Origin of the sequence: Sphingopyxis sp. (genome assembly GCF_050725655.1) — a bacterium.
In the GTDB taxonomy this organism is placed as follows: domain Bacteria; phylum Pseudomonadota; class Alphaproteobacteria; order Sphingomonadales; family Sphingomonadaceae; genus Sphingopyxis.
This window is the reverse complement of sequence record NZ_JBOHHT010000028.1, coordinates 1-26,664: the sequence shown is the minus strand read 5'-3', so window position 1 is coordinate 26,664 and position 26,664 is coordinate 1. Positions and strand designations below refer to the sequence as shown.

The 26,664-nt window shown below is 64.9% G+C and carries 20 protein-coding genes and 1 tRNA gene; 7 read left to right on the top strand and 14 right to left on the bottom strand.

Annotated elements, in window-relative coordinates:
• Positions 1 to 73 precede the first annotated feature (73 nt).
• From ACREBX_RS03570 to gdhA, 5 genes are read right to left on the bottom strand one after another with little or no spacing between them, the layout of a single operon-like run.
• A complete protein-coding gene (locus ACREBX_RS03570; protein WP_431560382.1) occupies positions 74 to 4,363 on the bottom strand; it encodes a hypothetical protein in 4,290 nt (1,429 codons plus the stop codon).
• Between the two features lie 41 nt (positions 4,364 to 4,404).
• Complete coding sequence (locus ACREBX_RS03565; protein WP_431560381.1) at positions 4,405 to 6,333, bottom strand: hypothetical protein; 1,929 nt, start codon at positions 6,331 to 6,333, stop codon at positions 4,405 to 4,407.
• 3 nt (positions 6,334 to 6,336) lie between these two features.
• On the bottom strand, positions 6,337 to 8,310 hold the full coding sequence (locus tag ACREBX_RS03560) for a heme-binding protein (protein ID WP_431560380.1): 1,974 nt from the start codon (positions 8,308 to 8,310) through the stop codon (positions 6,337 to 6,339).
• A gap of 4 nt (positions 8,311 to 8,314) precedes the next feature.
• A complete protein-coding gene (locus ACREBX_RS03555; protein ID WP_431560379.1) occupies positions 8,315 to 9,808 on the bottom strand; it encodes a multiheme c-type cytochrome in 1,494 nt (497 codons plus the stop codon).
• Positions 9,809 to 9,857: 49 nt separating this feature from the next.
• Positions 9,858 to 11,213 (bottom strand): NADP-specific glutamate dehydrogenase, encoded by a 1,356-nt coding sequence (gdhA, locus tag ACREBX_RS03550; RefSeq protein WP_431560378.1) that lies wholly within the window; start codon positions 11,211 to 11,213, stop codon positions 9,858 to 9,860.
• Between the two features lie 158 nt (positions 11,214 to 11,371).
• On the opposite strand from gdhA, the gene ACREBX_RS03545 reads away from it, so the two are divergent.
• Positions 11,372 to 12,322 carry a tetratricopeptide repeat protein gene (locus ACREBX_RS03545; RefSeq protein WP_431560377.1) on the top strand — a complete coding sequence of 317 codons (951 nt, stop codon included), beginning with the start codon at positions 11,372 to 11,374 and terminating at the stop codon, positions 12,320 to 12,322.
• 211 nt (positions 12,323 to 12,533) lie between these two features.
• On the opposite strand, the gene putA is transcribed toward ACREBX_RS03545, so the two are convergent.
• A complete protein-coding gene (gene putA, locus ACREBX_RS03540; RefSeq protein ID WP_431560376.1) occupies positions 12,534 to 15,629 on the bottom strand; it encodes a bifunctional proline dehydrogenase/L-glutamate gamma-semialdehyde dehydrogenase PutA in 3,096 nt (1,031 codons plus the stop codon).
• Between the two features lie 97 nt (positions 15,630 to 15,726).
• Between putA and ACREBX_RS03535 the strand changes: the two genes are divergently transcribed.
• Positions 15,727 to 16,197 carry an Lrp/AsnC family transcriptional regulator gene (locus ACREBX_RS03535; protein ID WP_431560375.1) on the top strand — a complete coding sequence of 157 codons (471 nt, stop codon included), beginning with the start codon at positions 15,727 to 15,729 and terminating at the stop codon, positions 16,195 to 16,197.
• Positions 16,198 to 16,270: 73 nt separating this feature from the next.
• Positions 16,271 to 16,344 (top strand) — tRNA-Gly (locus ACREBX_RS03530).
• 95 nt (positions 16,345 to 16,439) lie between these two features.
• Here ACREBX_RS03530 and ACREBX_RS03525 read toward each other — a convergent pair.
• The gene (locus ACREBX_RS03525; protein WP_431560374.1) at positions 16,440 to 17,222 is read right to left on the bottom strand and encodes a transglutaminase-like domain-containing protein; all 783 of its coding nucleotides are present in this window, start codon (positions 17,220 to 17,222) and stop codon (positions 16,440 to 16,442) included.
• A gap of 60 nt (positions 17,223 to 17,282) precedes the next feature.
• On the opposite strand from ACREBX_RS03525, the gene ACREBX_RS03520 reads away from it, so the two are divergent.
• Complete coding sequence (locus ACREBX_RS03520; RefSeq protein ID WP_431560373.1) at positions 17,283 to 18,536, top strand: MFS transporter; 1,254 nt, start codon at positions 17,283 to 17,285, stop codon at positions 18,534 to 18,536.
• On the opposite strand, the gene ACREBX_RS03515 is transcribed toward ACREBX_RS03520, so the two are convergent.
• The gene (locus tag ACREBX_RS03515) at positions 18,509 to 19,270 is read right to left on the bottom strand and encodes a competence/damage-inducible protein A (protein ID WP_431560372.1); all 762 of its coding nucleotides are present in this window, start codon (positions 19,268 to 19,270) and stop codon (positions 18,509 to 18,511) included. The genes ACREBX_RS03520 and ACREBX_RS03515 overlap by 28 nt on opposite strands.
• Positions 19,271 to 19,372: 102 nt before the next feature.
• Here ACREBX_RS03515 and ACREBX_RS03510 point away from each other — a divergent pair, with 102 nt between their 5' ends.
• Positions 19,373 to 20,014: a glutathione S-transferase family protein gene (locus ACREBX_RS03510; protein ID WP_431560371.1), complete on the top strand. Its 642-nt coding sequence runs from the start codon at positions 19,373 to 19,375 to the stop codon at positions 20,012 to 20,014.
• On the opposite strand, the gene ACREBX_RS03505 is transcribed toward ACREBX_RS03510, so the two are convergent.
• Together ACREBX_RS03505 and ACREBX_RS03500 are read right to left on the bottom strand one after the other, a co-directional pair.
• Positions 20,011 to 20,907, bottom strand: coding sequence for a DUF2785 domain-containing protein (locus ACREBX_RS03505; RefSeq protein ID WP_431560370.1), 897 nt, complete (start codon positions 20,905 to 20,907; stop codon positions 20,011 to 20,013). The genes ACREBX_RS03510 and ACREBX_RS03505 overlap by 4 nt on opposite strands.
• A gap of 76 nt (positions 20,908 to 20,983) precedes the next feature.
• Positions 20,984 to 21,712 carry a Bax inhibitor-1/YccA family protein gene (locus ACREBX_RS03500; protein ID WP_431560369.1) on the bottom strand — a complete coding sequence of 243 codons (729 nt, stop codon included), beginning with the start codon at positions 21,710 to 21,712 and terminating at the stop codon, positions 20,984 to 20,986.
• A gap of 157 nt (positions 21,713 to 21,869) precedes the next feature.
• Here ACREBX_RS03500 and thpR point away from each other — a divergent pair, with 157 nt between their 5' ends.
• On the top strand, positions 21,870 to 22,487 hold the full coding sequence (gene thpR / locus ACREBX_RS03495) for an RNA 2',3'-cyclic phosphodiesterase (RefSeq protein ID WP_431560368.1): 618 nt from the start codon (positions 21,870 to 21,872) through the stop codon (positions 22,485 to 22,487).
• Here thpR and ACREBX_RS03490 read toward each other — a convergent pair.
• Positions 22,394 to 22,885: a low molecular weight protein-tyrosine-phosphatase gene (locus tag ACREBX_RS03490; RefSeq protein WP_431560367.1), complete on the bottom strand. Its 492-nt coding sequence runs from the start codon at positions 22,883 to 22,885 to the stop codon at positions 22,394 to 22,396. The genes thpR and ACREBX_RS03490 overlap by 94 nt on opposite strands.
• A gap of 107 nt (positions 22,886 to 22,992) precedes the next feature.
• On the opposite strand from ACREBX_RS03490, the gene ACREBX_RS03485 reads away from it, so the two are divergent.
• Positions 22,993 to 24,591, top strand: a complete 1,599-nt coding sequence (locus ACREBX_RS03485) for a spinster family MFS transporter (protein ID WP_431560366.1) — start codon at positions 22,993 to 22,995, stop codon at positions 24,589 to 24,591.
• Between the two features lie 91 nt (positions 24,592 to 24,682).
• On the opposite strand, the gene ACREBX_RS03480 is transcribed toward ACREBX_RS03485, so the two are convergent.
• The 3 genes from ACREBX_RS03480 to ACREBX_RS03470 form a co-directional block, all read right to left on the bottom strand.
• Positions 24,683 to 25,255 carry a superoxide dismutase family protein gene (locus ACREBX_RS03480; RefSeq protein WP_431560365.1) on the bottom strand — a complete coding sequence of 191 codons (573 nt, stop codon included), beginning with the start codon at positions 25,253 to 25,255 and terminating at the stop codon, positions 24,683 to 24,685.
• Positions 25,256 to 25,732: 477 nt separating this feature from the next.
• Positions 25,733 to 26,158 carry an ExbD/TolR family protein gene (locus ACREBX_RS03475; protein WP_327456893.1) on the bottom strand — a complete coding sequence of 142 codons (426 nt, stop codon included), beginning with the start codon at positions 26,156 to 26,158 and terminating at the stop codon, positions 25,733 to 25,735.
• Between the two features lie 35 nt (positions 26,159 to 26,193).
• On the bottom strand, positions 26,194 to 26,664 hold a 471-nt coding region (locus tag ACREBX_RS03470), incomplete at its 5' end, for an ExbD/TolR family protein (RefSeq protein ID WP_431560364.1).

Genomic DNA, 26,664 nt, shown 5'->3' with positions numbered 1-26,664 from the left:
GCCCACCCCCGACCCCTCCCGCCTGCGGGAGGGGAGAAGAACGGCAACTATCGGTCGCTAGCTGACTCTACCCTCAGTTCGTGTAAAGCAACGGCGGCCGCCACACGCTTTGGTCGACCTCGTCGCTGACCTTATAGACCATCCCCTTGCTGTTCAGGAACAGCTTCTCCATCTCGGGCCGGGTGAACGGCCGCGACCCGACACGCCCGAACACCGCCATCTGCCCGCCGGTCTCATCAACCGCACGATCGCGGTCGAGCCCCTTCGACAGCGCAAGCGCCGGCGACGGGGTCTTTGCCCAGGCGATCAGCTCGGGGGTCGGTTTCGGCGAGAAGCCGTAGAGGCCCGGATTGTCGGGGCTGGTCAGCTGCAACACCTTGATGCCGTTCCGCCCGTCGGCGACATAGCCGAACAGCGATGCATTGGTCGACGCGACGATCACATCCTCGGCGTCATTGAGCATTCCGCCAAAGGTCAGCCCCGGCCAGACGATCGGCGCCGCGGGGCGCGTCACATCGACGATGACCAGCCCATCGGCCTTGGCCGCGACATACATATAGGTACGCGCGAGGTAGATCTTCCGCGCGTTGGCGAGCCGCACCGTCCCCGTGGGCACCGCGACCGGTTGCGCCAGATTGGTGACGTCGAACAGCTTCACGCCCTCGGCATCGGTGACCCAGAGGTAACGGAATTGCACCGCGCTCGCGCGTGCATCGGTCAGCGGCAACTGCGCCGTGACCTTGGGCTGGAGCGGCGTCGTCAGGTCCAGTACGACCAGCCCCGCGTCGGTAGTGATATAGGCCATGCTCCCCGCGAGCGTCACATGCCGTGCGCCCGCCAGCACATTGCCTTCGTTCCAGGTCAGAGCGCGCTTGAACTTGTTGTTGCGGAACTCGGCGTCGGCCAATGTGTCGATGTCGACCAGCACCAGCCCTTCGACGCTGTCGGTGATCACCGCGTAACGGTAAATGTCGTGCATCACCTGTTCGTGGTTCTCGGGGAAATTTTTCACGATAGTCTCGTTGCGCGACACGCTGACCGGCTGCGTCGTCGCGATCGCCATGCAGGTCGCGTTCTTCGTCTTCACATGCGTGTCCTGCCCAAGCGGCGAGAAGGGCGCGCGGACAATGCGTTCGGAGAAGCCCTTGTTGCCGATCGACGCAACGTCATAGACGCGGAAACCGCCCTTGCCCTCGGCGACGAACATATATTCGCCGCGCTGCTGCAGGCAGTTCACCCGGCCGCTCGTGTCCTGGACGATATTGGCGAATTCCTCGAGCGCGTGGGTTTCGCCCGAACCCTTTTTGTCGAAGGTCTTGCCGCGCACCCAGTTCTTGAGCTCGCGCCCATTCTGTTCGACGTGCAGCTTCCAGTAATCGGGATAGGCATATTTCTGCAGATAGCTGCCGATCACCGCCTGCGGTTCATCCCATTCGGTGACGCGCGTCGCCTGAAAACCGCCGTCGAGCCCCGACCAGACGTTCAAACCGACGAAATTGACGAAATTGGTGCCGAGCAGATTGAGCTGCGCCATGATCGCATTATTGTCGTCGGCCGCCGACAGATGGCAGTCGCTGCACTGCTTGGTTTCCGAACGGCGCACCGTATGCGGGAAATGCGGCGCGAACGCCTGACTGGAATAACCCGCCGACGAGATCGGCGGCTGCTGCACATAGATGCGCTCGCGGTTGATGTTCGTCGACGACAGCACCAGCGCCGAGGTCGAGCGCACCGGGGTGATGATGCCGCGCACCTCGCCATTCGCGCCGGGCTCACCGGGTTTGGTCAGCTGGTGCCGGCCGAGCTGGAACATCTCGTCGCGAGCCACCTGCGGATTATAGGTCGCGAAATTGCGCGTCTCCTCCCCCTCGAAATGGTGCGTTTTCGTCTTCCAGTTCGCCTCGATCGGCAAATGGCAACCGCCGCAACTCGTCGTCCACGACAGGTGACAGGTGAAGCAGGTCATCTTGTCTTCGCCGTGCGCGCGCTCCTCCTTCGCGACCCCCGGCCCCCATTCGAACTTGCCGTCCTCCGAGCCCGACCGCGCCATCAGCTTGGCGCGCGCTGCCCTGGCATTGAAATGCGGTCCCGGCGTCACCGCCTGCTTGACGAGGCTGACCTGCCATTCAAGCTTCGGATCGACGATCGACCGCTGGATCAGCCCGATCACCTCGGCATCGTCATTATACTGGAATTCGAAGCGGCGGCGCCCGTCGGGATTGCGCAGCAGCGCCAGATTATTGCCCTGCGGCCGCGCCGCGACGTTCGAGGTCAGCAGGTTCGGGAAGGCATCGGCCGTGCCGTGGCAATCCTTGCAGCTGATCTCGACCGCGTTGGCGACCTCGCCCTGGATATAGCCATTGCCATGACTGTCCTGCGCGAAGTGGCAGTCGGCGCATTGCATGCCCTTTTCGGCGTGGATGTCCATCATATGGACCGCCTTGCCGGGGTTGATCCCGGGCGGCACGAACTTGCCCTCGATGCCGGGCCTGCCCGGATCGGCGCTCGTGAGGCACAGGTCACGCTCCTTGGGATCGGTGTAGTGGCTGCAGCTCTTGCGCCATTTCTCCGGGTCCTTCGGATCGATGATGTTCGCACTGTCAGTGCCATAAGTCGCCATATTGCCGTCGGCAGTCAGCAGATTGCCGTTGCGATCGCGCTTGAAGATGCCGCGGAAGTTCCAGCCATGGCCGTGATAATCGGCGAACTGGGTGTCCTTGTTGCTGTCGTTGACGTCATAAACGTCGCGCAGGAACTCGAGGTCGGCCCATAGCCCGCGCGTGGCCGCCGCTTCGGGATTGCGTTCGAGCACCTGATGCACCTCGGCCGCGGTCGGATAGCGCTGCTGCTTATATGTCTTCTGATAGTCCGCGTCGCTCATCCCCGGCGGGCGCGGCGCGGTGTTGTCGGGGCCCGGCCACATCTGCGGCGCGTCCGATTCATAGTCCCACATCGTGTAGCCGAGGTAGGAGTTCAGGAAGATATTCGGCTGGTGCATGTGGCACGACATGCACTGCGATGTCGGGATCGCGCGGGTGAACGCGTGGCTGATTGGATGGCCCGATTCGCGGCGTCGTTTCGGGGGCTGCTGCTGCGGCCCGGCCGCCGTCGCCGCCGGATCGATCAGCGAGCCGTGCCCGCCGCCGCCGCCATGCCCGTCGTTCGGCGCCATATGTCCGGGGTCCGCATGGCCGCCACCCGCGGGTTTTTTCTCGTCACTATGCCCGCCATCGCCCGTCCACGGCTTATCGCGGATCGTCGGGTCGACGGTATCGGTTTCGCCATCACGGCCGAATTTGGCGTAGGTCAGGCTGTGCCGCGGCTCGCGATCATTCGCGTAAATGACGTGACAGCCCGAACAGCCCGAATGGCGATAGTCGCCGGGCTGGTCGTTGGTCCCCATAAACCACGACAGCGGATCGTTGAGGCGCGTCTTGTGGATGTTGAGCACGGGGATCGACACGCGCAGCCCGGTGCCGGGGCCACGGTTCGACTGCTTGAGGTCGGGGCGCCCCGGTTCCTCGAGCCGCTGGATGCTGCCCGTCGGGTTGGGCAGGCCGATTTCGGGGAACTGCGTGTTGATGTTGCGCCCGCCGCGTTCGAAGACGCGGAACACGTCGCCCGGCGGCAACACGCTCCAGCGCGGCAGCGGGTACATTTTTGCGAGCGCGCCGCGCTTCTTCTCGTCGTCGGTCAGGATCTTGTCGAAACCGAAGCTGGGCTTGCACGCTTCCTTATACTCGTCGGCGGTCAGCCGCGACGAGGGCGACAGGATGCACGCGGGCTTGCCGTCGCGCGTATAAGCCTCGCCGAAAATGTAGTTTTTATAGGGGACAATGCCGTTGTTATACGCCGCACCGCCCCACAGCATCGCGCCGGTCGACATCATCGACCGTTCGGTCGCCTCGATCACCTCGAGGTGGCACGCGCCGCACGCCTCGCGCGCGATGCGATAGTCGCTGGGGTTCACGAAACGGATGAATTCGGGCGATTCCTTGTTGAGCAGGGTATAGCTGCGCTGCGGGTTCGCCGAACTGTCGTGCCACGCGACGGGCAAAGTCGGCTGCGGATGCGCGAGCTTCATCACCGCCTTGTTCGTCGGATGCTGGTAGCCAAGGCTCGGCGTGCCGCGCTGCGCCGCGTCGCCGCCGTGACAGTCGGTGCAGCCGAGCTTCACCGCCGGGGTGGCGTGCATCGACGGCTGGTCGGTGCGCGTGTGGCAGCTGTAGCAACCTTCCGACTTTGCGCTGACATCGGCGTCGCTCTGCTCGCGCGGCGCGGGGGGCGTGAAGCGATATTCGATCTTGAGCGGCTTTTCCTCTTCCGCCGCGCGCGTGACGCTCACGCCCAGGCTGACGTTCATCAGCAGGAAGGCGAACAGGGCGAAGAATGTGCGCGTCACGATCAGAAACTCACGATCACATTGGCGAGGATCGACACATAGGCGTCGTTCTTCTGCTTGTTGTCGAACAGATCCTTGAATCCCTTGCCCGGCAGCAGCACCGCGGCGCTGAGGCGGCCAACGATATTCTGCGTCGCCTTCGGCCGCCAGATCGTCGCAACCGACAGGTCGAAGCCGATGTCCTTGGGGATCGAGCCTTCGCTGCGTAGCACCTGCAGGCTCGACGTATTCTCGAACCACAAATGGTTGAAATTGGTGCTGACGCGAAATTCGGGGGTCAGGTCGAAATCGGCGCCCGCGCCGGCGAAGACCGTGCCGGGGTTGTTGAAATTCGACTGCCCCTCCTCTTTCGAAGAGCGCAGCGAGTTCAAAATACCGTTGCGACCGTTGATCGAAATGACGCGCCCGCCGCCCGCAAAGGGGATCGTCTGGCGGATCCAGTAGCTGGTGTCGGCGCCGCCGAAGATCGGGTTTTCGAAAATCGCATCGAAGCCGCCCTCGGTGTTATTATACGGATCGCCATCCCCGGTCGCGTAAAGCCCCGACAGACGGAAGCGCATCCAGTCGTGATCGTAGCTGAGTTCGACCGCGCCGAAACCCGCGCGGATTTCGGCGGGCTTGCTGGTGAAGAAGCTGTTCCGGTCTTCGCCCAGCGCGGCATAGAAGCTCGCGGTGACGTTGATCCGGCCGATCCGGCCGTCGGCGCTATAGCCCAGATAGACGACATCATATTCGCGTCCGCGCAGATCGCCGAGCAGCGCCGGGCGCACCGGGAAGCCGTTGTGGTCGATCTGCACGTCATTCTTTTCGCGGTTCATATTATAGGTTGCGCTGATCTGGCTGGTCAGCCCGACGACCGGGAAATCCTGGCGATAGAGATTGCCCGTGAATATGAAATCGCTGCGCGGGGTCTGCGTGATGTCGTTGAGACCGCTGTTGGTGTCCTTTTCCAGCCGCCAGAAGGCCGCGAGATTATATTGGAAGCGGTTGTTGTCGCGGTTGCCGAACAGGCGGATGCCAAGCTGGCTGTCATTGAACAGGAAGCCGCGAAAATCGCTCTGAAACGGCTGGATACCGAGACGGATCGAATAGAAATCATAGCGGTCGGACGTGTTGCCGAGATGCCTGTCGACGAACAGTTCCTGCACGCCGAGGAACGAGTCATAGCGATGGCTCGCCTTCGACGGGCGCACGTCAAGTACGCGCCGTTCGGGCACGTCGACATAATTGGCCTGATACGCCAGCGTGACGCGATATTCGATGTCGGGGGGCTTGAACGCGGTCGAACCCTTGATCAGCGCCGCTCCAGCAATGAAGGTCTGCGCAAAGACGAAGCTGCGGTCCTTGCCGAAGACGTCGAGGCTGCCCGGCCGCTCGGTCGTCTGGACGCCGACGGGTATCGGGAAAGTGCGCGGTTCGAACACCGTGTCGGACACCGCATTGGCGACGAAGAACCAGTCGTCGCCCTTGATCGGCAGCCATTTGACCTTGCTTCGGTCAATCGCGCGGTCGCCCTTGTACGTGTTCTGGTGATAGGGATCGAACCAGCGTTCCTTGACCACGCCCAGCGTTTCGATCAGCCGCCAACGGTCGGGAACCGGCAGCTGATCCTCCATCCCCGGAAATGCCTGCGGCGGCGGCGGGCGCAGCGCGCCGACATTGTCCTGGCTGAGCGCATCGGGAAGATCGGGGCGATAGCCTGGACGGCGGCGGCCCTCGATGATGTCGGTGACGAGATCGTCCTTGACCATCTGTTGCCAGTCGACGGGCGGCGGCGGCGGGACAAGTTCTTCGGCAGGCTGTTCGGCCGGCGCAGCGTCGCCCGCCACCGGCGGCCCCTCGGGTGCGGGCGGCGGCGCTACGTCGGTTCCCGGCGCACCTTGCGCCGCGAGCGTCGCGATGATCGGCCAAAGGCTGCCCCCCGTCATCATCGCCTATAGCCCGTCGCAGACATTCTGGTTCGCCGTGTCGAGGAACGGGGCGAAGGGACAGCTGATGTAACGCAGACGAACCCCGGCACCGACGTTCACGACGACATTGTCCGAGCGGATCGCCTTGGGCGCATTGCCGATACCGCCAACGCGCGCGCCGCCATTATGCGCGCCGAGAAAGCTGATCATATCGTCCTGATCGATGCCGTCGCCCGACACGCCGATCGCGCCGACCAACTGATTGCCGCGATAGATGGGGACCGATCCGGGGAAGATCTGGATGCCGTTCTGCAGCCGGTTCTGCCCCGCCGCGACGTCGGGCAAGGTCGTGCAGCGCGCCGGCGTGTCGGTCGGGCTGGCACCCGAGACGAAGCCGAGGTGCGCGCCGAGATTGCCGATGATCAGCGCCGATTGGAGCCCAGTCGAGAAGGGATTGAACTGCGCAATCGGGCGCGACAGCGGGCCATTGGGGCGGCCGACTTCACCATCCGGAAAATAGGGTCGCGACAGATTGCCGTTGGCGCGGTCAGAGAACGCAATGGTGCCGGTGAGCGCGGCGGAGTTGTTCAGGAAGGTTCGCGTTGCGGTGACGAACTGGCGTACATCGGCGCTGGCGTTGGCGCTGAGCTCGGTTCCCGCCTGCGCGCCCGAAAAGAAGGCGGCGGTGCGCGCCTTCTGCAAGCTGACATCGGTGCCAAAGATCGGGGCGTCGGGCGAACGCACGATGCCGAGCACCGATCCGTGCGTGTCGACGATGCTGATCGTCACCTGTGCACGGCTGTCGAGCGGGCGGCGAATCTGCGCGCGCGCGCGGCTCATGACCGTGAAGGCTTCCTCGAGCACCGCGCGCGCCTCGGCCTGCGACAGCGGCGCGCTGTTTGTGGCGCCGTCGGTCCCGGCGCGCAGCGGATAGCGGTTGGTGCCGCTGCCGTCGGTCAGCACGAAGGCATCGCGGTTCGAAAATTCGGCGGCGGTCGAGGCCCGGATGCCCGACGCCTCGCTGCCATAGGCGGTGCCCGCGATGACTGCGGCATTGGCGTAGCCGATGACCGCGACGAGATTGCCTGCGACCCCATTGAGGCTCGCAAAACTGGCGCCGGTTGAGGGTTTCAAGTCCTCATATTTGGCGTCGGAAAAGCGCAAGGACGTCCCGTCAACGGTGATCTTGTCGGCGGTGATCGCCGTCGGCGCCTCGAACCCGCGCGTGCCCGCGAGCGCGATGAACTCCTCGGGATCGTTGTCGATGTCGAGGATATTGGGGTCGCTGCCATAGACACCGTCGCCCATCACCCCGATGCCGCCGACGAGCACGCCGTTCTTGTAGAGCGGGAGACCGCCGGGATCGGCGGCGAGGCCGAGCGGCGAGCGCTTGGGGCCGATCAGCGCGGCGTTACCTGCGGCACCAAAACGCGCCGACAGATCGCTGCACGGCAGCTGGCTGAACTGGACGCCGAACAGCGGCCCGCTTTCGAGCCCGACGGTGGTCGGCGCGGGCGGGAAATGTTCCTGGACGATCTGGCTCGCGGTGCGCGTCGAGAAGGCGTTGCCGCCGCTCGAGAGATATGCGCCGGTGACCGCCTTGGCGATTGCGCCGCCCTCGGCGGGGAAGGTCACATTCTGCGCGTCGATATGCGCGCCGTTCGGCGCCGGCGCGGTCGTCGCGGTGGGGCGCGCGCCGGTCATGCGGAACACGCCGAGGACATTGCCGACGCGGTCCGTGACCGCGATCACCGAGGGCAGGCTGCGTGCCTGCGCTTCCGAAATCGCCTGTGCGAGCACGCGCTCGACGTCCGCCGTGGTCAGCGCCTCGGCGGCGGGCGGCGTATAAACGGTCGTCGGCGTTGGCGTCGGGGTCGGAGTGGGCGTCGGGGTCGGCATACCGCCGCCACCCCCGCCACCGCCGCCGCACGAGGTGAGCAGCAGCGCGCCCATCGCAGCAAAGGCGGCCGAACGGAAAAGATGGGTCCTGCTTCGCATGATCTTACCGCAGTGCCCCGATCGCGCGCACCGCGCTGCCGAACGACGCCTGAAATTCGGACGGCTTGTACGCGTTGGGGTCTTTGACCGTGGCATAGGCGCGGTCGATGTCGCCGCGAATGCCGGCCGCAGCGCCGACGGTGACGCGGCCCGACGACACCATCGCGTTGAGCAAGGTGTCGACGCCCATTACCGCCTGCTGCGACCCCGAATAGTCGGTGTAGCGATCGCTGATCGCCTTTGCCGAAATCGCATCGACCATCGCAAAGGCATCGGCGCCCGAGAAACTCCGCGACGCAAACGCGCTTTTGAGTGCCGCGACCGTCTGCGACAGCTGCGCCGCGGCAGCGACCGCGCTCGGCCGGTCGGTCGCCATCGCCTTGTGGAACGCCGCGGTGCGCACCGCGAGCTGGTCAGCGAGCGCGGGCGCCGCAAGCCGCGCGGCGGCGGCGAGCATGATGAGATTCTCATCATTATAGGCGGGCATTCCCTCGGGGATCGATCGGCCGGGATTGTCGAGACCCGTGCGCACCGGCTTCGCCTGGTCGAAGATGCGGCGGTGGCAGCTGTGGCAACCGAGGAAATAGAATTCGGGGAACATGCCCTCGGTCCCACGCCGCGTCTGGAACAGCGCGAGGCTGCGTTCGATCGCGGTTGCCTGCCCAACCGCCCACATCTGGACATGGTCGGTGCGCCGGTTCGCAGCACCGAACTTGCGCCAGCCATAATCGGCATCTTCCTGATGATGCGCCTGCAGCGACGAGAAGAGGTCGAGTTCGAACGAAATGCGCGGGTGCCCCGCGGCCATGATGCGGTGGGTGACGAACTGGCCGTCGGCGGCCGAGCCGAAGTGGCAGTCGACGCACACCCCTGCGCGTACGACGGGGTCCTCGAGCTTCTTCAGCCCCGCCGACAGGTTCGCAAGATGTTTGTCGCGCATTTCGCGGTCGGGATCGGCGTTCGTTCCCACGCCGGCATAATGGCTGGCGAGCCAGCCGCCCGCGGGACCGTGGCACGATTCGCAGCCGACGCCGTCCTCGGCAGGGGCCGCGGGTGCGGTGCCCGCGGTGCTGTGGCAACCGAGGCACATCTGCGCCTTGGCGGGGTCGCCGATACCGAGGTTGCGCGCGATGAACTGGCTGCGGTTGTTGCTCAATACCGCCCACGCGCGGCTGTGCGCACCTCCGGGGGTCGAGGGCTCCTGCCATTTCATCAGCTCGTCCTGGCGGACGACGGTGCCGTCGCCTTCCATCCGGCCATGGCAGGTCGAACCCGCACACGAGGCGACGCCAGTATAACGCGTGCCGCTTTCGCCCTGCGAACGGGCAGGGGGAGCGAAGACGAACGCCGCAATGGCGAGCGCGATCAGCATCGCCGCCAGAGCGGCTAACGCCGCGCGCGTGGGAACAAAGGCGGCAAACGCCGCGCGCGTGGGAACAAAGGCGGCAAACGCCGCCCAAGGCCGATCGGCGCGCTCCTTTCCAGCGTGCGTCGTCATCCGCAGAACCCCTTTACCCCAACCCGGCGCTTTTACGCCTTGGGCCGATTTACACCACCCCGAATGCCAGCATCGCGTCGGCGACTTTTTTGAAGCCGGCGATGTTCGCGCCCTTCACATAGTCGATATAGCCGCCGCCGCGGTCACCATAGGTCAGGCAGCTCTTGTGGATGCCGTCCATGATGTCCTTGAGCATCTGCTGCAACTCGGGCTCGCTCCAGCTGCGGCGCCCGCTGTTCTGGCTCATTTCCAGCCCCGACACCGCGACGCCGCCGGCATTGGCGGCCTTGCCCGGCGCGAACATGATCTTCGCATCCTTGAAGACATGCACACCCTCGAGATTGGTCGGCATGTTGGCGCCCTCGCTGACCGCAATACAGCCGTTCGCGACCAGCGCTTTGGCGTCGTCGCCGAGCAGCTCGTTCTGCGTCGCGCACGGCAGCGCGACGTCGCACTTCACGCCCCACGGCGTCTTGCCCGCCGTGAAGCTCGCGGATTTGAACTCGCCCACATATTCCTCGATCCGGCCGCGGCGGTGGGTCTTGTGCGTCTTCACCCAGTCGATCTTTTCCTGCGTGATGCCGTCAGGATCGTGGATGAAGCCGCCCGAATCCGAGAGCGTCACCACCTTGCCCCCAAGCTGAACGATCTTTTCGGCCGCATGCGTCGCGACATTGCCCGACCCCGAGATGACCGCGGTCTTCCCAACGAGATCCTGCCCCTTTGCGGCGAGCATGTTGGCGAGGAAATAGACCGCGCCATAGCCCGTCGCCTCGGTACGGATCAGCGAGCCGCCCCATTCGAGCCCCTTGCCGGTGAGCACGCCGGTGAATTCGTTGGTGATCCGCTTATACTGGCCGAACATGAAGCCGATCTCGCGGCCGCCCACCCCGATGTCGCCCGCGGGCACATCGATGTCGGCGCCGATGTGGCGATAGAGTTCGGTCATGAAGCTCTGGCAGAAGCGCATGATCTCGCGCACGCTCTTGCCCTTGGGGTTGAAGTTCGACCCGCCCTTGCCGCCGCCCATCGGCAGCCCGGTCAGCGCATTCTTGAACGTCTGTTCGAACGCGAGGAACTTGAGCACAGATTCGGTGACGCTCGGGTGGAAACGGATGCCGCCCTTATACGGGCCGATGGCATTATTGTTCTGGACGCGCCAGCCGCGCTGGACGCGGATATTGCCGTTGTCGTCCTCCCAGCAGACGCGGAAGGACACGACCCGGTCGGGTTCGGCGATGCGCCGCAAAATCTGCTGCGCGTGATAGTCTTCCTTGTCGGCGATGAAATCGAAGATGTCTTCCGACACCTCCTGCACCGCCTGGACGAACTCGGGTTGCCCCGGGTTGCGCTTTTTCACGCCTTCCATGAACGTCGAAAAGTCGACGTGATCCGAAACTGCCATGCACCCCTCCCCTGTATGACTGGGAAAGCCGGTGCGACCCCTGACGATTTTATCGTTGACCGACCTTGTATGCCAAAGGCTACACCATCGCCAAGCAAAGGCAATATGACAGCGCGCACAGGCCGTATTTTTTCGCGGCGCGCACAAGAGGGGCAAAAATGAGCGAGAGCAACAAGATGGCGACGGACACGACGGGGGGCATGACGGGCACCAACCGGGCGATACTGATCGCCGCCTTCCTGTTACTGGCGGCCGCGATCGGCTATGCGATCTGGCGCGATTCCGGTCCCCCGGCGCCCGATCCCGCAACGCAGACCATGGGCGCACCGTCCGATCAACTCGCCGAACTGGAGGCGCGCACGAAGCGCGAGCCGAACAGTGCCGAAGCCTGGACCGCGCTCGGCGCGGCGCGATTCGACATGAGCGATTTCGCGGGTGCTGCGGTGGCTTACGAGAAAGCGGTCGCGTTGTCGCCCGATTCGGCGGGCCTTTGGTCGGCGCTCGGCGAAGCGCGGGTGATGGGAAGCGACAGCGACCCGATGCCCGCCGCCGGACTCGAAGCGTTCAACAGGGCGATCGCGCTCGACGCCAAGGATCCGCGCGCGCGCTACTTCCTCGCGGTGAAGAAGGACATTGGCGGCGATCACAAGGGCGCGATCGAGGACTGGTTCGCGCTACTCGCCGACGCGCCCCAAGGGGCGCCGTGGGAAGCGGACCTGCGCCGCACGATCGAACAGGTAGGAAAGATCCACAAGATCGACGTCGCCGCGCGGCTCGCGAGCACCCAGGCGCGGCCGCTGACCGCAAACGAAATGCCGGTTGCCGCACGCGCGATCCCGGGGCCGAGCCGCGCCGACATGGAAGCGGCGTCTCAGCTTCCCAAGGGCCAGCAGGATCAGATGATCGAGGGCATGGTGAGCGGGCTCGAAGCCAAACTGAAGGCCGACCCGGCCAACGTCGACCGCTGGATCATGCTGATGCGCAGCCGCATGACGCTGGGCGAGACGGCGAAAGCCGCGCAGGCGCTGAAGGACGGCGTCGCGGCCAACCCGGCGGCGGCCGGACGATTGAAGGCGCAGGCACAATTGCTCGGCGTACCGGGTGCGTAAAATTACCCATTGGCGCGCGCCGGGCAAAGCGGTAGGCCGTCATCGCTGCGGGGGGCAACCATAACATAGGGTCGCCGCGGCATTATGCCGCGAGACGATTTCGGACGTATTTGCCCGGGACAGTGGTCCACTCTGTATCGGGCCTCGTGGTCGCAACCGACCAGCTGATGCGCGGGCGGCCGAAGCCACCGCACATCAGCCAGCGCAGGATTTAGCCCGCCATCAGCGCCGCGTTGCCGCCCGCCGCGGTGATGTCGGTCGAGATCGACTTTTCCTCGGCAAAGCGGTGCAGATAGTGCGGGCCGCCGGCCTTCGGACCGGTGCCCGACAGGCCGCGCCCGCCGAACGGCTGCGATCCGACGATCGCGCCGATCTGGTTGCGGTTGACATAGACATTGCCGACCTGCGCGCGCGCCGCGATATGCGCGGCGACGCCGTCGATGCGCGTGTGGACGCCAAGCGTCAGGCCATAGCCCGAGGCGTTGATCGCATCGATAAGCGCGTCGAGCTCGCCGCCCTTCCACGTCGCGACGTGAAGCACGGGGCCGAAAATCTCGCGCTTCAAATCGGTGACATGATCGAGCCGGATCGCGACCGGCGGCACGAAATGACCCTCCGTAGGCAAGTTCGTGCGCCCCGCTTCGGCGATCACACGGCCCGCGGCGCGCGCCTCCGCGACATAGGCGGCAATGTTTGCCCGCGCCTCGTCGTCGATGATCGGGCCAACATCGGTCGCAAGGATCGACGGATCGCCGACATTGAGTTCGGCCATCGCGCCCGCGACCATCTCGATCATCGTATCGGCGACATCTTCCTGCACGCAAAGCAGGCGCAGCGCCGAACAGCGCTGCCCCGCCGACTGGAAGGCCGAGGCGACGGCGTCGCGTGCCACCTGTTCGGGAAGCGCGGTCGAATCGACGATCATCGCGTTCGCGCCGCCGGTTTCGGCGATCAGCGTCGCGATCGGCCCGTCGCGCCCGGCGAGGCTGCGGTTGATCATCCGCGCGACTTCGGTCGAGCCGGTAAAGGCGACGCCGATAATGTCGTTGTTGCTCGTCAGCGCCGCGCCGACGGTCTCGCCGCGGCCGGGGAGATAATGGAGCACATCGCCGGGAATCCCGGCTTCGAGCAACAGCTCGACCGCGGCGTGCGCGATGAGTGGGGTCTGCTCGGCGGGTTTGGCGAGCACGCTATTGCCCGCGGCGAGCGCCGCCGACACCTGGCCGAGGAAAATCGCGAGCGGGAAGTTCCACGGGCTGATGCACACGAAGACGCCCTTGCCTTCGAGCATCAGCTCGTTGCGCTCGCCCGTCGGGCCGGGCAGCGCGACGGGGTAAGTGAAATCGGCACGCGCCTGCGCCGCATAATAGCGCAGGAAATCGACCGCCTCGCGCACCTCGGCGATCGCATCGACGAGCGTCTTGCCCGCCTCGTCGATCGCGAGACCGAGGAAGAGCGCGTCATGCTCTTCGAGCAGGTCGGCGGCGCGTTCGAGCCGCTCGGCGCGGAAGGCCCCGCCAGCAAGGCTCCAGTCACCATGCGCCTTGCGCGCCGCGGCAACGGCATCGGCGACGGTCGCGGCATCGGCCTCGATCACCTGACCAACAGTGGCACCCGTGGCGGGGTTGCGTACCGGCTCTGCTTTACCCTTGCGCGCGACGCCGCCGACGATCGGCGCTGCGACAAGATCGCTACGCCGCGCCGCGCCGATTGCCGAAACCAGCGCTTCGGGCACGCCCGGATCGCCAAGGTCATAACCGCGTGAATTGCGCCGCACGGGATCGAAGAGGCCGAGGCCGGTCGCAATATTCGACGACGCCGCGCTCGCAACGCTGCGCGGATCGACCGCGAGCTGCTCGGCGGTGACGCCGGGATCGGAGAATTGGTGCACGAAGCTCGAGTTCGCGCCGTTTTCGAGCAGGCGGCGTACGAGATAGGCGAGCAGGTCGCGGTGCGTGCCGACCGGCGCATAGACGCGCACCGGGCGCGGCGGCGGGAACAGCGCGACGAGCGCGTCGTGCGCGCCCTCGCCCATACCGTGCAGCCGCTGCAGCTCGTAATCGGCGCCCGCGAACAATTCGGACACAAAAGCGAGCGTCATCGCATTATGGCTCGCGAACGCCGGATAGATGCAATCCTGGCAGTCGCGCAGCAACTGCGCGCAGCGCATATAATTGAGGTCGGTGTGGAGCTTTGCCGTGAACACCGGGAAATCGCCGAGGCCCAGCGTCTGCGCGCGCTTGATCTCGGTATCCCAATAGGCGCCCTTGACCAGGCGCATCGACAGCTTGACCCCGCGCGTCCGCGCGCGGTTCGCGAGCCTGTCGATCACCGCCGGCGCGCGCTTCTGATACGCCTGGATCACGATACCGAGCCCGGTCCAGCCGTCGGCGATCCCTGCGTCGATCAGCGCGGCAAACACGTCCATATGCGGCTCTAACCGGTCGGTCTCCTCGGCGTCGATCATCAGCGGGATGTTCACCGCGCGCGCCGCCTTGGCGAGTTCGATCACCTTCGGCACCAGTTCGCCGATCACGCGCGCGTGCTGCAGATATTCATAACGCGGGTGAAGCGCCGACAGCTTGATCGAAATGCCATGGTTGGCGTGCGGATCGCCGGGCTTCGCCGCCTTGCCGATGCGCGCGATGGCATTGGCATAGCTCTCGTAATAGCGCTGCGCGTCCTCCGCGGTGCGCGCCGCCTCGCCGAGCATGTCGAAGCTCGCGAGTTCGGACTTTTCCTTGTCGGCGCGCTTGACCGCGGCGTCGATCGTCTCGCCCATCACGAATTGCTGGCCCAGCATCTTCATCGCCGCGAGCGCCGCCTGGCGAATCACCGGCTCGCCCGAACGGCGGACCATCGATTTGAGAAGGGTCAGCGGGTTCGCCCGGCTGCCCATCGCATCGAGCATCAGCGTCGCCGAACCCAGCGACAAGCCGCGCGACGACAGCGCGACAATCAGCGGGCTGTCCTCATCCTCGCCGTCCTTCCAGTGGCGTCCGGCGATCTTGTCGCGGATCAGCGCATTGGCGGTCGCATTGTCTGGAACGCGCAGCAGCGCCTCGGCAAGGCACATCAGCACGACGCCTTCCTCGGTTGAGAGGCGGTAGCGGTTCATCAACTGTGCGACGAGCGTCTCGCGCTCACCCTCGGCCTTTGCCTTGCGGATCAGTTCGAGCCCGCGGCGGGTGACCGCCTCGACACTCGCCGAAGAGGTTGCAAGAGCGCTACGCAGCTCGGCGACGATGTCGGATTCGCTGCGGCGGGCGAGGGCGCGGATGGCGGTGCGGTCGGGGCTTTTAGTCATGTCGCCTGATACCATATTGCCGTAAGTCGATCCGACTTGTTTTGGCCAGATTCATATATGAATTGACCAAGTTTGCGATCAATCCTAGTCGATATAAATGAAAAATGCCTCTTCCATAGTCGAACTGGATGAATTCGATCGCAAGATTCTCGCGATTCTGGGCCGCGATGGACGGATCACCTTTACCGAACTCGCGTTGCAGGTCGGCCTGTCGAAAACGCCGTGCCAGCAACGCGTGAAGCGCCTCGTCGACAGCGGGCTGATCGTCGGCTTTCGCGCGATCGTCGATCCCGCCAAGGTCGGGCTCGACCATGTCGCCTTCACCGAGGTCAAGCTGTCGGACACGCGCGAAGACGCATTGAAGCAGTTCAATATGGCAGTTCGGCAGATTCCCGAGGTCGAGGAATGCCACATGATCGCGAGCAGCTTCGACTATCTGCTGAAGGTCCGCACCCCCGATATCCGACGCTATCGCATCGTGCTCGGCGAAAAAATCTCCAGCCTGCCGCATGTCGCGAGCACGTCGACCTTTGTCGCGATGGAGACGATCTGCGAATCGGCGCGCTGAAGCCTCACGGCCAGCAAAGGATTGACCAGCGGCGCGGATAACGGCAAAGGCCGCCTATCGGTCGTGGCCGAGTGCGGGTGTAGCTCAATGGTAGAGCTTTTGCTTCCCAAGCAAGTGACGAGGGTTCGATTCCCTTCACCCGCTCCATCGCTACAGTACTTGCTGCCGAAACAGCGATCGGCGAAAGCCCGGCCGACCTCGCGCGGCGAAGATCGACTGCGTGGCTTTGCCGCGACGGCCCCTCAGCCCTCGACGCGCTCCACCTTCACCTTCTGACTGACGAACGCGATATCGCGATATGCGGTCAGGAAAGATATGTCGGCGGCGTCGCGGCCGACGCAGATACGCGCCATTTCGGACGCGCTCGCCATGCCCGTCGCATCGACGAGGTGCCAGTTGCCGTCGAGATAGACTTCGGCAACGGCGTGGAAATCCTGCGGCGCGACGCGAAGCGCATAGGCGCTCGCCATACGCGCCGGGATATGCGCGGCGCGCGCGAGCGCGATCATCACATGCGCATAGTCGCGGCACACCCCGCGGCGTTCGACGAAGCTGTCGAGCGCGCCGGTCTCGGCATCGCTCGACCCCGAGACATAGGTAAAGCGGCTTTCGATCCAGTCGCGCATGCGGCCGATCTTCGCGCCACCATCATTGTCGCCGAAGCGGCGCTCGACGAAGGCGTGGAACTTGTTCGACGGGCAATAGCGCGATTCGTTGAGATAAGGGATCGCCTCGGCTGGAAGACGATGGAGCGGCACCGCGGCGAGCGAGCGGAAGTCGATGTCGGGCCGGTCGATCTCCACCAGCGCGCGATACTCGGCGCGCAGACTCCCCTCGGCGCGCAGCCAGATCGGCTCGCAGATGCCGTCCGCCGCCGGAACGCGCGCGATAAATTCGGGCGCGCCGACGTCGAGCGAGGTGTCGAGGACGCGCTGGCCGTGCCCGTTCGCAGCCTCGATCTGCAGCATCAGGTCGACGGGCTCGGACAGGCGGTAATTTAGGGAGGCGGATATTTCGAGTTTCATCTATCGCCAACGCATGAGGGAGTGTTCAGTGGCGCTAGGGACAGCAGAAAGAAAGAGCAAGTGACGGCGGCACGCACCATCCCGTTCATCGTCGCGACCATCTTCATGGATGCGGTCGGATTCGGCATCATCATGCCGGTGCTGCCGCAACTCGTGATGGAGGTCGGCCGTATCGACCTGCCCCACGCGATCGAAATCGGCGCGTGGATCGGGCTGGTCATGGCGGTCGCGACATTCCTTGCTTCACCCGTGCTCGGCAATCTGTCCGACCATTTCGGGCGGCGGCGCGTGCTGCTCCTCGCGCTCGGCGGTCTCGCGGTCGATTATGCGCTGCTGACGATCGTCGAGACCTTGCCCTGGCTGTTCGTCGCCCGCGCGCTGTCGGGCATTTTCGGCGGCAGCTACGCCGCGGCCCAAGCCGCGATCGCCGACATCACCAAACCAGAGGAGCGCGCGCGCAATTTCGGCTTCGTCGGCGCGGCGTTCGGTATCGGTTTCGTCGCAGGCCCCGCGATTGGCGGTCTCCTCGGCGAGATCAGCCCGCGCGCGCCGTTCGTGGCGGCCGCGATCCTCGCCGCGGCCAACATGCTCTATGGCTATTTCATCTTCCCCGAAACGCTGCCGCCCGAACGCCGCCGCGCCTTCGACTGGCGCCGCGCCAATCCGCTCGGCGCGTGGAAGACGATGCGCGGCCTGCCGGGCATGGACGGGGTCGCCGGGGTGCTCGTGCTATGGCAGATCGCCAGCCTCGTCTATCCGATGACGTGGAGCTTTTATTGCATCGCGCAGCTCGGCTGGACGCCGGGGATGATCGGCGCGAGCCTTGCCGCGGTCGGGGTGATGATCGCGCTCGGCCAGGTCTTTGTCGTCGGCCCTGCGGTCGCGCGCTTTGGTGAGCGCGATGCGGCAACGCTCGGTATCCTCGTCGCGGTTGCGGTTTATGTCGGATACGCCTTCACCACCTCGACGATCGGCGCCTTCCTGCTGCTGATCCCGGTGGCGTTGCAGGCGCCGGTGCAGCCGTCGCTGATGGCGATGATGTCGCGCCGCGCGACTGCCGAGACTCAGGGCGAGGTGCAGGGGATTTCAGCGATGGCGATGGGGCTGGGCCAGCTTTTCGCGCCGCTGCTGCTCACCGGCACGATGGCCTATTTTACGGCTAGCGGCGCGCCTATACATTTTCCGGGTGCAGCCTTTGTCGTCGCGGCGATCTTTGGCCTGCTCGCGATCCTGATGCTGCGCCGCCTGCCGCGCGCGACGCAGACCAGCGAGGACGAGGCGGTCGATCAGATGCCGCCGTCGGTCACCGCATAACCGAGCGCTTCGAAGCCGGCAGTGAGCGTTGCGACGCACGCCGCGACCTGCGCGCCGTCGGTCGAACGGATGACGAAATTGGCGCCGGTTTTCCCCTCGCGAAAGAAGGGATAGCTGCCGATCGCGACGCCCGGATAATCCTTTTCACCCTGACGCAGCAGGTCGGCAATCTCGCTTTCGGGCGCCCAGGCGCCGATCGTGTACGCGACCAGCGGCGCGCCGCCCTCGAGCTCGCCGGTCAGCGCGTCGAGCATGCCCGCGGTGATGTGCGGCACCCCCGCCATCACGAACAGATTGCCGATGCGGATCCCCGGCGCGCCCGACATGCGGTTGGGGATCAACTCGGCGCCGTCGGGCACGCGCGCCATGCGCAGCCGCCCCTCGGTAAGCTCGCTGCCGCGCGCGGTGTAATAACGTTCCAGGATCGCGCGCGCCGCGGGATGGATGACGACACCGACCCCGAGCGCCTTCGCGACCGCATCGACGGTGATGTCGTCGTGCGTCGGTCCGATGCCGCCGGTGGTAAAGACATAGTCGTAGCGCGCGCGGATCGCGTTCAACGCATCGACGATCTCATCCTCGACATCGGGGACGATGCGGACCTCGCGCAGGCGGATTCCCTGCACTTCGAGCCAGGTCGCGATCTGCGACACATTCTTGTCCTGCGTGCGGCCCGAGAGAATCTCGTCGCCGATCACCAACACGGCGGCGGTCCAGATGCGTTCATCGCTCATGCCTTTGCCTTAGCCGCGAACGGTGACAAAACAAGCCCGCTGGCAGTCGGATTATGTTCCTGATATGTTCGTATCCGACTCGAAACCCATGGGAGAAGCGCGATGGCCGAAGACCTGATTTTCTATACCAATCCGATGTCGCGCGGGCAGATCGCCCGCTGGATGCTCGAAGAGGTCGGCGCACCCTATGAACCGCGTATTCTCGATTATGGCACGACGATGAAGGGCCCCGAATATCTCGCGGTGAACCCGATGGGCAAGGTTCCAGCGGTCGTCCACGACGGCAAGGTCGTTACCGAATGCGCCGCGATCTGCGCCTATCTCGCCGACGCCTTCCCGGAAGCCGGCCTCGCCCCGGACCCCGCCGACCGTGCCAATTATTATCGCTGGCTCTTCTTCACCTCGGGCCCTGTCGAGCAGGCAATCACCGCCAAGCATTTCGGTGTCGAGCCAGATGCCGATCAGCAGCGCATGGCGGGTTTCGGCTCGCTCCCCGCCGCGCTCGACGCTCTCGAAAGCGCCGTCGCGGGCAAGGCGTTCGTCGCGGGCGACCGCTTCAGCGCCGCCGACGTCTATGTCGGCAGCCAGATCGACTGGGGGCTGCAGTTCGGCACGATCCCGTCGCGCCCGGCGTTCGAGGCATATGTCGCGCCGCTGCGCGAACGCCCGGCGTACAAGCGCGCCAAGGCAATCGACAATGGCCTGATCGCCGAAATGCAGGCGGCGGGCACCGCACCCGCCTAAGGCAGCGCCTTCAGCAATCCGGCGGCGAGTGGGGCGAGCCGGCGAACCTGTGGATCCTGCGATTCGCTGGCGGCGACATAGATGGCATCGCCGAAAGCGCTGCTGTTGTGGATCGCTGCCAGCCCCGCTTCGCTGGAATAGGGTGCCTGCCAGCGCGACGCGTCATCGGGATGCAGCGACTGGAACCACGCCGCCCAGGCGGCATCTTCGATGTCGGGGCGTTTGGCGAGGAAAAGCACCGGGCGTGCCAGCCGCCGCGCCTCGCCATGGACATAGGCGTGCGATCCGGGCGGCGCGACCTGCACCGCGACGGCGCCGAGAATGAGATCGGCATCGGCACGCGACAGCCGCGGGTTGAGCGCCAGCTGGAGCAAGATGTCGGCGCCGTGCGCGACACCGTGCCGCCAGCCCTCGCCCGCGACAAAGCCGCGATAATCGCGCACCCCGCGCAGATATGCCGCACCGGTTTCGGTGAGGGCGTGGAGTTCGGCCTCGGTCAGAAACGCCTCGATGCGGTCGGCGCGCGCGACCTCGGATAGCGTCAGCGCGGCGAAGGGTTGGCGGAAACCCGCCGTATCATCGGGCGCTACCACCATCCTCGTCAGCAGGCCGAGCGTGTAGCGCATCTGCGCGGGCGTCAGATATTGGCTGCGCAGCCCTTCGGACCACAGGGTGAAGGCAAAGTCATCGCGTACCGCCGGATCGCGATCGCCAAGGCAGGCGGCGAGAGCATCGAGATCGGCGTTGCTCGCTTTCGGGAAGAAGGATGCGGCATGGCTCTTGAGATCACCGGCAGGCCGCGCGGCGGTACAGGCCGCGCTACCTTCCCGCCCCATCGCCGCCGGCACCGCTAGCATCAGGCCAGCCGCCGCGAGAATCGCAAACCGGTTCATCCGTACCCCCAAAAAGAAAGAGCCCGGCGAATTGCTCCGCCGGGCTCCCTTGTAAGCCGATCTTTGTCCGTCCCGCTTAGTCGCGGCTGCCCATCAGGTTGAGCAGGAAGGTGAACATGTTGACGAAGTCGAGGTAGAGCGTCAGCGCGCCCATCACCACCGACTTGCCGACAAAATCGGTCCCGCGGACATAGAAATACATGCTCTTGATCTTCTGCGTGTCATAGGCGGTGAGGCCCGCGAACAGCAGCACCCCGATGACGCTGATCGCGAGGGCAAGCGCGCTCGACTGCAGGAAGAAGTTGATCAGCATCGCGACGATGATGCCGACAACGCCCATGATCAGGAAGGTGCCGAAACCCGACAGATCCTTCTTGGTCGTATAGCCGTAAAGGCTGAGACCAATGAACGCCGCCGCGGTCGCGAAGAACGTGGTCGCGATCGATGTGCCGGTGAAGGCGATGAAGATCGTCGACATCGACAGACCCATGACCGCGGCATAGACCCAGAACAGCGCCTGCGCCGCCGTGGTCGACAGCTTGTTGATGCCAAAGCTGAGCACCAGCACAAAAGCCAGCGGCGCGAGGGCAACAACCCACATCAGCGGCGAGCCGATCAGCGAGGCGGTAAAGCCCGACTGAAACGCCAGCAACGCGACGATGCCGGTCAGCAGCACGCCCGAGCCCATATAATTGTAAACCGACAGCATGTACGACCGCAGGCCGGCATCGACAGCCTGGTCCATTGCGTTCGCGCCGGCACCAAAACCGGAAGCCGCCACATTGGGGTCGTTCCAATTCGCCATTGTCATTACTCCATCACCGGCCAGCCCATACCGGCCGTAGGGTGCAATATCGGGGGTTTCCCCTCTTCTTTCAAGCGAAACCGGACAAGAGAAATATTATCGCCTCCCCGACGGTTAGGGGTCGCGATCCGAAATCCCGCCTTCTATGCTGCCCGCCATGCCCACGCACCGCCTGTTCGTCGCGCTGCGCCCGCCGCGCCCGGTCCGCGACATATTGCTCGCTGCGATGCACGGCATCGCGGGCGCGCGCTGGCAAAATGACGAGCAGCTCCACCTCACCTTGCGCTTCATCGGCGAGGTCGATCATCATATGGCCGAGGACATCGCCGCGGCGCTCGGCGCACTTTATGCGCCGACCGTGACGGCGCGGATCGCGGGGGTGGGCCTGTTCGAACGACAAGGCCGACCGCACATGATCTGGGCCGGGGTCGAGCCGCGCGAGCCGCTCGCGGCGTTGCACCGCAAGGTCAATCAGTGTCTCGCGCGCGTCGGCGTCGCGCCCGAGACACGCGCCTTTGCCCCGCACGTCACGTTGGCGCGGCTGAATCGCGGATCGGGTCCGGTCGCCTCCTTCCTCGCGCTGAACAGCGACCTTGCCAGTCCGGCTTTCGAATTTGGCCACGTCACGCTGTATGAAAGCGAGCTCGGCCACGGCGGCTCACGCTATCATCCGGTAGCGCGTTATCCGCTCGACGGTGAAAATTCGGCGACGAGTGCCGCCGCGACCGCATCGACATCGTCCCACGTCGCGGCAAAGCCATCGTCCTCGCCATAATAGGGATCGGTGACGCCCTCGCCGCCGCGTCCCGGCAGCAGGTCGAGCATCAGCTTGAGTTCGGCACTCGCGTCGGCAGGGCGGATCGCGAGGGCGTCGCGCAAATTGCTCGCGTCGGCGGCGAGGATCAGGTCGAAATCGTAGAAGTCGGCACGGCGGAGCTGGCGGCCGCGCAGCGCCGAAATATCGACGCCGCGGCGGCGGGCTTCGGCTTGTGCACCGGCGTCGGGGGCGTGGCCGACGTGCCAGTCGCCGGTTCCCGCCGAATCGAGCGTGGCGTCGATGCCGGCCTTGGCGAAAGCGGCGCGTGCGGCGCCTTCCGCGAGCGGGGAGCGGCAGATGTTGCCGAGGCAGAGGAAGAGGATCGCGGGTTTCGCAACTGCTCTATCATTGCGCATATCGACCATGCTCTCCATAAAGTTGAACCGACTTTCAACTTGCACCGCGTTCCGGCTCTGCTAGCCATGAGCCATAACAGATAACGGGTCAGGGAGAGGGTTGCCAGATGGCCGAGATCGCCAGCGAGAATGTCACGTCCGGAGCGCCGGTCCCGGCCGAGCCGAAGGCCACCGGATACAGCTGGTACGTCCTGTCGGTGCTCGTCGTCGTCTATATCCTGAATTTCATCGACCGGCAGATCCTGAGCATCCTTGCGGTCGACATCAAGGCCGATCTCGGGCTGACCGACAGCGATCTGGGCTTTCTGGGCGGCGCCGCCTTTGCGGTTTTCTATGCACTGTTCGGCATTCCGCTCGGACGGCTGGCCGACAACTGGAATCGCAAGAAGCTGCTGGCGATCGGGCTGACCCTGTGGTCGACAATGACCGCGCTGTCGGGCTTCGCTCAAACCCAGCTGACCCTGACGCTGGCCCGTATGGGGGTCGGCGTGGGCGAGGCGACCGCCAGCCCGACTGCCTATTCGCTGATTTCGGATTATTTTCCCAAGCGTCAGCGCGCGACTGCGCTCGCCGTCTATTCTTCGGGGCTCTATATCGGGGGTGGGGTGTCGCTGCTGATCGGCGCGAAGATCGGACAGGTGTGGAACCAGACATGGCCAAACGGCGGCCCGCTCGGCCTCGTCGGCTGGCAGGGCGCGTTTCTGGCGGTGGGCATTCCGGGTGTGCTGATCGCGCTATGGGTGTCGACCCTACGCGAACCCGCGCGCGGCGCGATGGACGGCGTAGCCAGCCCCGTTTCCCCAACCCCGTTCCGCAGCTTTGCCGGCGACCTAGAGAGTATCGTTCCGCCCTTCACCCTGCTCGGTGCATGGGAGCGCGGGCCGGTGGCGCTGGCGATCAATCTGGCAGTCGCGGCGCTGGCCGCAGCCGGCGCGTGGCTGATGATCGAGTTGACCGGCAATCTGCCGCAATGGTCAGCCATAGCCTTCGGCTATTATGCAGTCTTCTCGTGGGCCTGCACACTTAAGGCGCGCGATCCTGCGACCTTCCGGCTGATCTGGGGCACGCCAGCGTTTGTCTGTACGACATTGGGTTATAGCTTGGTATCGCTGGTCGCATGGGCGCTGGGATTCTGGGCCGCACCCTACGCGGAGACGGTGCTGCGCCTGCCCAAACAGGAATTGGCGTTCGTTCTGGGCGCCAACGCTGCGGTGGCCGGTTTTCTGGGAGTCATTGTCGGTGGCCGCGTTGCCGACGCCTTGCGCACGCACAATCCGGCGGGCCGGATCTGGGTTATCCTGTTCGGGGTTGTTGCCCCAATCGTGCCGATCTGGATCGGCTATACCACCGAGAATGGGACGTTGTTCTATGTCATGAACTTCCTTGCCGGCATGTTCGGTGCTGCGGCGCTCGGCGCGGCCGCCGCGACAACACAGGATCTGGTGCTGCCGCGCATGCGCGGCACCGCGACGGCAGCCTTCTTCCTCGGCACCACCTTGGTCGGCCTTGCCTTCGGGCCCTATATGGTCGGGCAGATTTCGGACCTCGCCGGGACGATCGTCGACGGCAAGCCGGTCGGCGACTTGCGCACGGGTATCTTGTCGCTGATCGGCGTCGCCCCGATCGCGCTCGGCCTGCTGCTCTATGCCTATCGCGCGGTGCCAGAGGCCGAAGCCACGATCGCCGAACGCGCGGCGGGCGCCTGATCTTTCGATCGAGACGCCCGCCTAAGTCGGTCGAGTTTGAAACCGCCGCCGTTGTCCCGCTTTGGCGGGAGGGGCGGCAGCGGAAGCCGTTTTACTTTGCAGCCTCTTTGACGATCACGCCGCACGCGACGCGCCCACCGCTGTTGCCGCTGGGGTCGGTCTTGTAATCGTCGGGCCCGGCGTGGATCACGAAAGCGGCGCCGTCGGCATCGAGCAATCCGCCGTCGCCCTCGAAGCGCGAGCCGACGAGGCGCAGCGTGGCGCGGCCGATCTGGTCGGGCTCGATCACCAGGTTGGGGAGGTCGCCATGGTGCGCGCCCATCGGATTATCACGGCCGTGCTGGACGCCGGTCGGGTTCCAGTGCGGACCCGCGCTGGCGAAATCGGGCGGGGTGCACTGGCCGACGGCATGAACATGCATGCCGAAATTCCCCGGCGCGAAGCCGCGCGCGACGAGCTCGATGCGGAGACCGGTGGTGTCGCGATAAATGTCGGCGCGGCCGCGGTCGGCGCCCTTGTTGTCATAAAGCTGGGCATAGGCGTCGGGCGCGGGCAGCGTCGTCGTGGACTTCTTCCCCATCCCCGCGCAGCCGGCGAGCACGAGCGCCCCGATGACGACGGCCCCCTGGGCCATGATCTGTTTCCGGCGTGAACCCATCGTCATCTTGCTGCTCCCTTTGATCCAGATTGGAATCAGAACGTCGGCGCGGCGCGTTTCGATCCCGGTTCGCCGACGATGCCCGTAATCGCCGCCAGTTCCAAGGGGATAAGTCTGCCTTCGAGTGGTGGCCGGACACTGCCTTCTTTCGTCATCCCGAACTTGATCCGGGATCCATTAGCGCAACGGTAGCTGTGGACCCCGGATCAGGTCCGGGGTGACGAGGAGAGACATATCCTCCCTGTGCCGCAGGCATGGGGAGGTGGCAGCGCGAAGCGCTGACGGAGGGGCTTATGGCGCGACGTTGCGGCCCCTCCACCATTCGCTTCGCGAACGGTCCCCCTCCCCACGGCTACGCCGCAGGGAGGACCAATGTCCGCAACCGGTCGTTTTCGTCCATTCGATCCCGATCGGGCAAAGACAAAAAAGGGCCGCGAATTGCTTCGCGGCCCCATATTTTTGCCTGACGGCCCTGATCGAAAATCAGAAGACGCGGGCGTATTGCTCGTTGCCGACGAAGCCTAGCTTGCCGACGCCGCTGCGCTTGATTACCGCCATGACATTGTCGACGACGATATAGCGCGCATAGGGGTCGGGCTGAACCTGCAGTTCGGGTTCGACCGGCAGGGCCTTGGTCTGTTCCAGATACTGCGCCAGCTGAGCGAGATCGACCGGCGAACCGTTCCAGGTGATCGTTCCCGCGGGATCGATCATCACCTTGTTCTTTTCGGGGTCGACATTGCTCTGGCTGTCGGTCGGGATCGGCAGATCGATCTTCACCGCGTGGGTCTGGACCGGGATGGTGATGATGAACATGATGAGGAGCACGAGCATGACGTCGATGAGCGGCGTCGTGTTCATATCCATCATCGGTTCATTTTCGTCCCGATCTCCAACTGCCATGGACATGCGATTATTCCTTCGTTCCTAAACGGAGCGCGCCCTTACAGGCGGCCCACCGTACCCGAACCAGGAGCCGGTTCCGAAATGAACCCGATCTTCTGGAAGCCGGCATATTGCATCGTGTAGATCACGCCACCGATGCACTGGTAAGGCGTGTTGACGTCGCCGCGGATATGCACTTCGGGGAAGTTTTCCTCGGTGATATTCTGCGGACCGCCGATATCCTCGAGCAGCTGCTCAAGCTTCTTTTGTCCACGTTCCAGCAACTGCTTCGAATCGACCGGGGTCTGGCCCCAGTAAACTTCGCACGCCGTACTCTCGGGGTTGGGCTCGCCATCGCCGTCGGTATCAGCCGAACGGATCGAGAGCAGCACATTCTCAGGCTTCGTCGTCGTCACCTCAAACGCCACGTCGGGCAGTTTCAGGTTCACCGTCTCCAACACCACGGGAACCGTGATGAGGAAGATGATGAGCAACACAAGCATGATGTCCACGAGCGGAGTCGTGTTGAT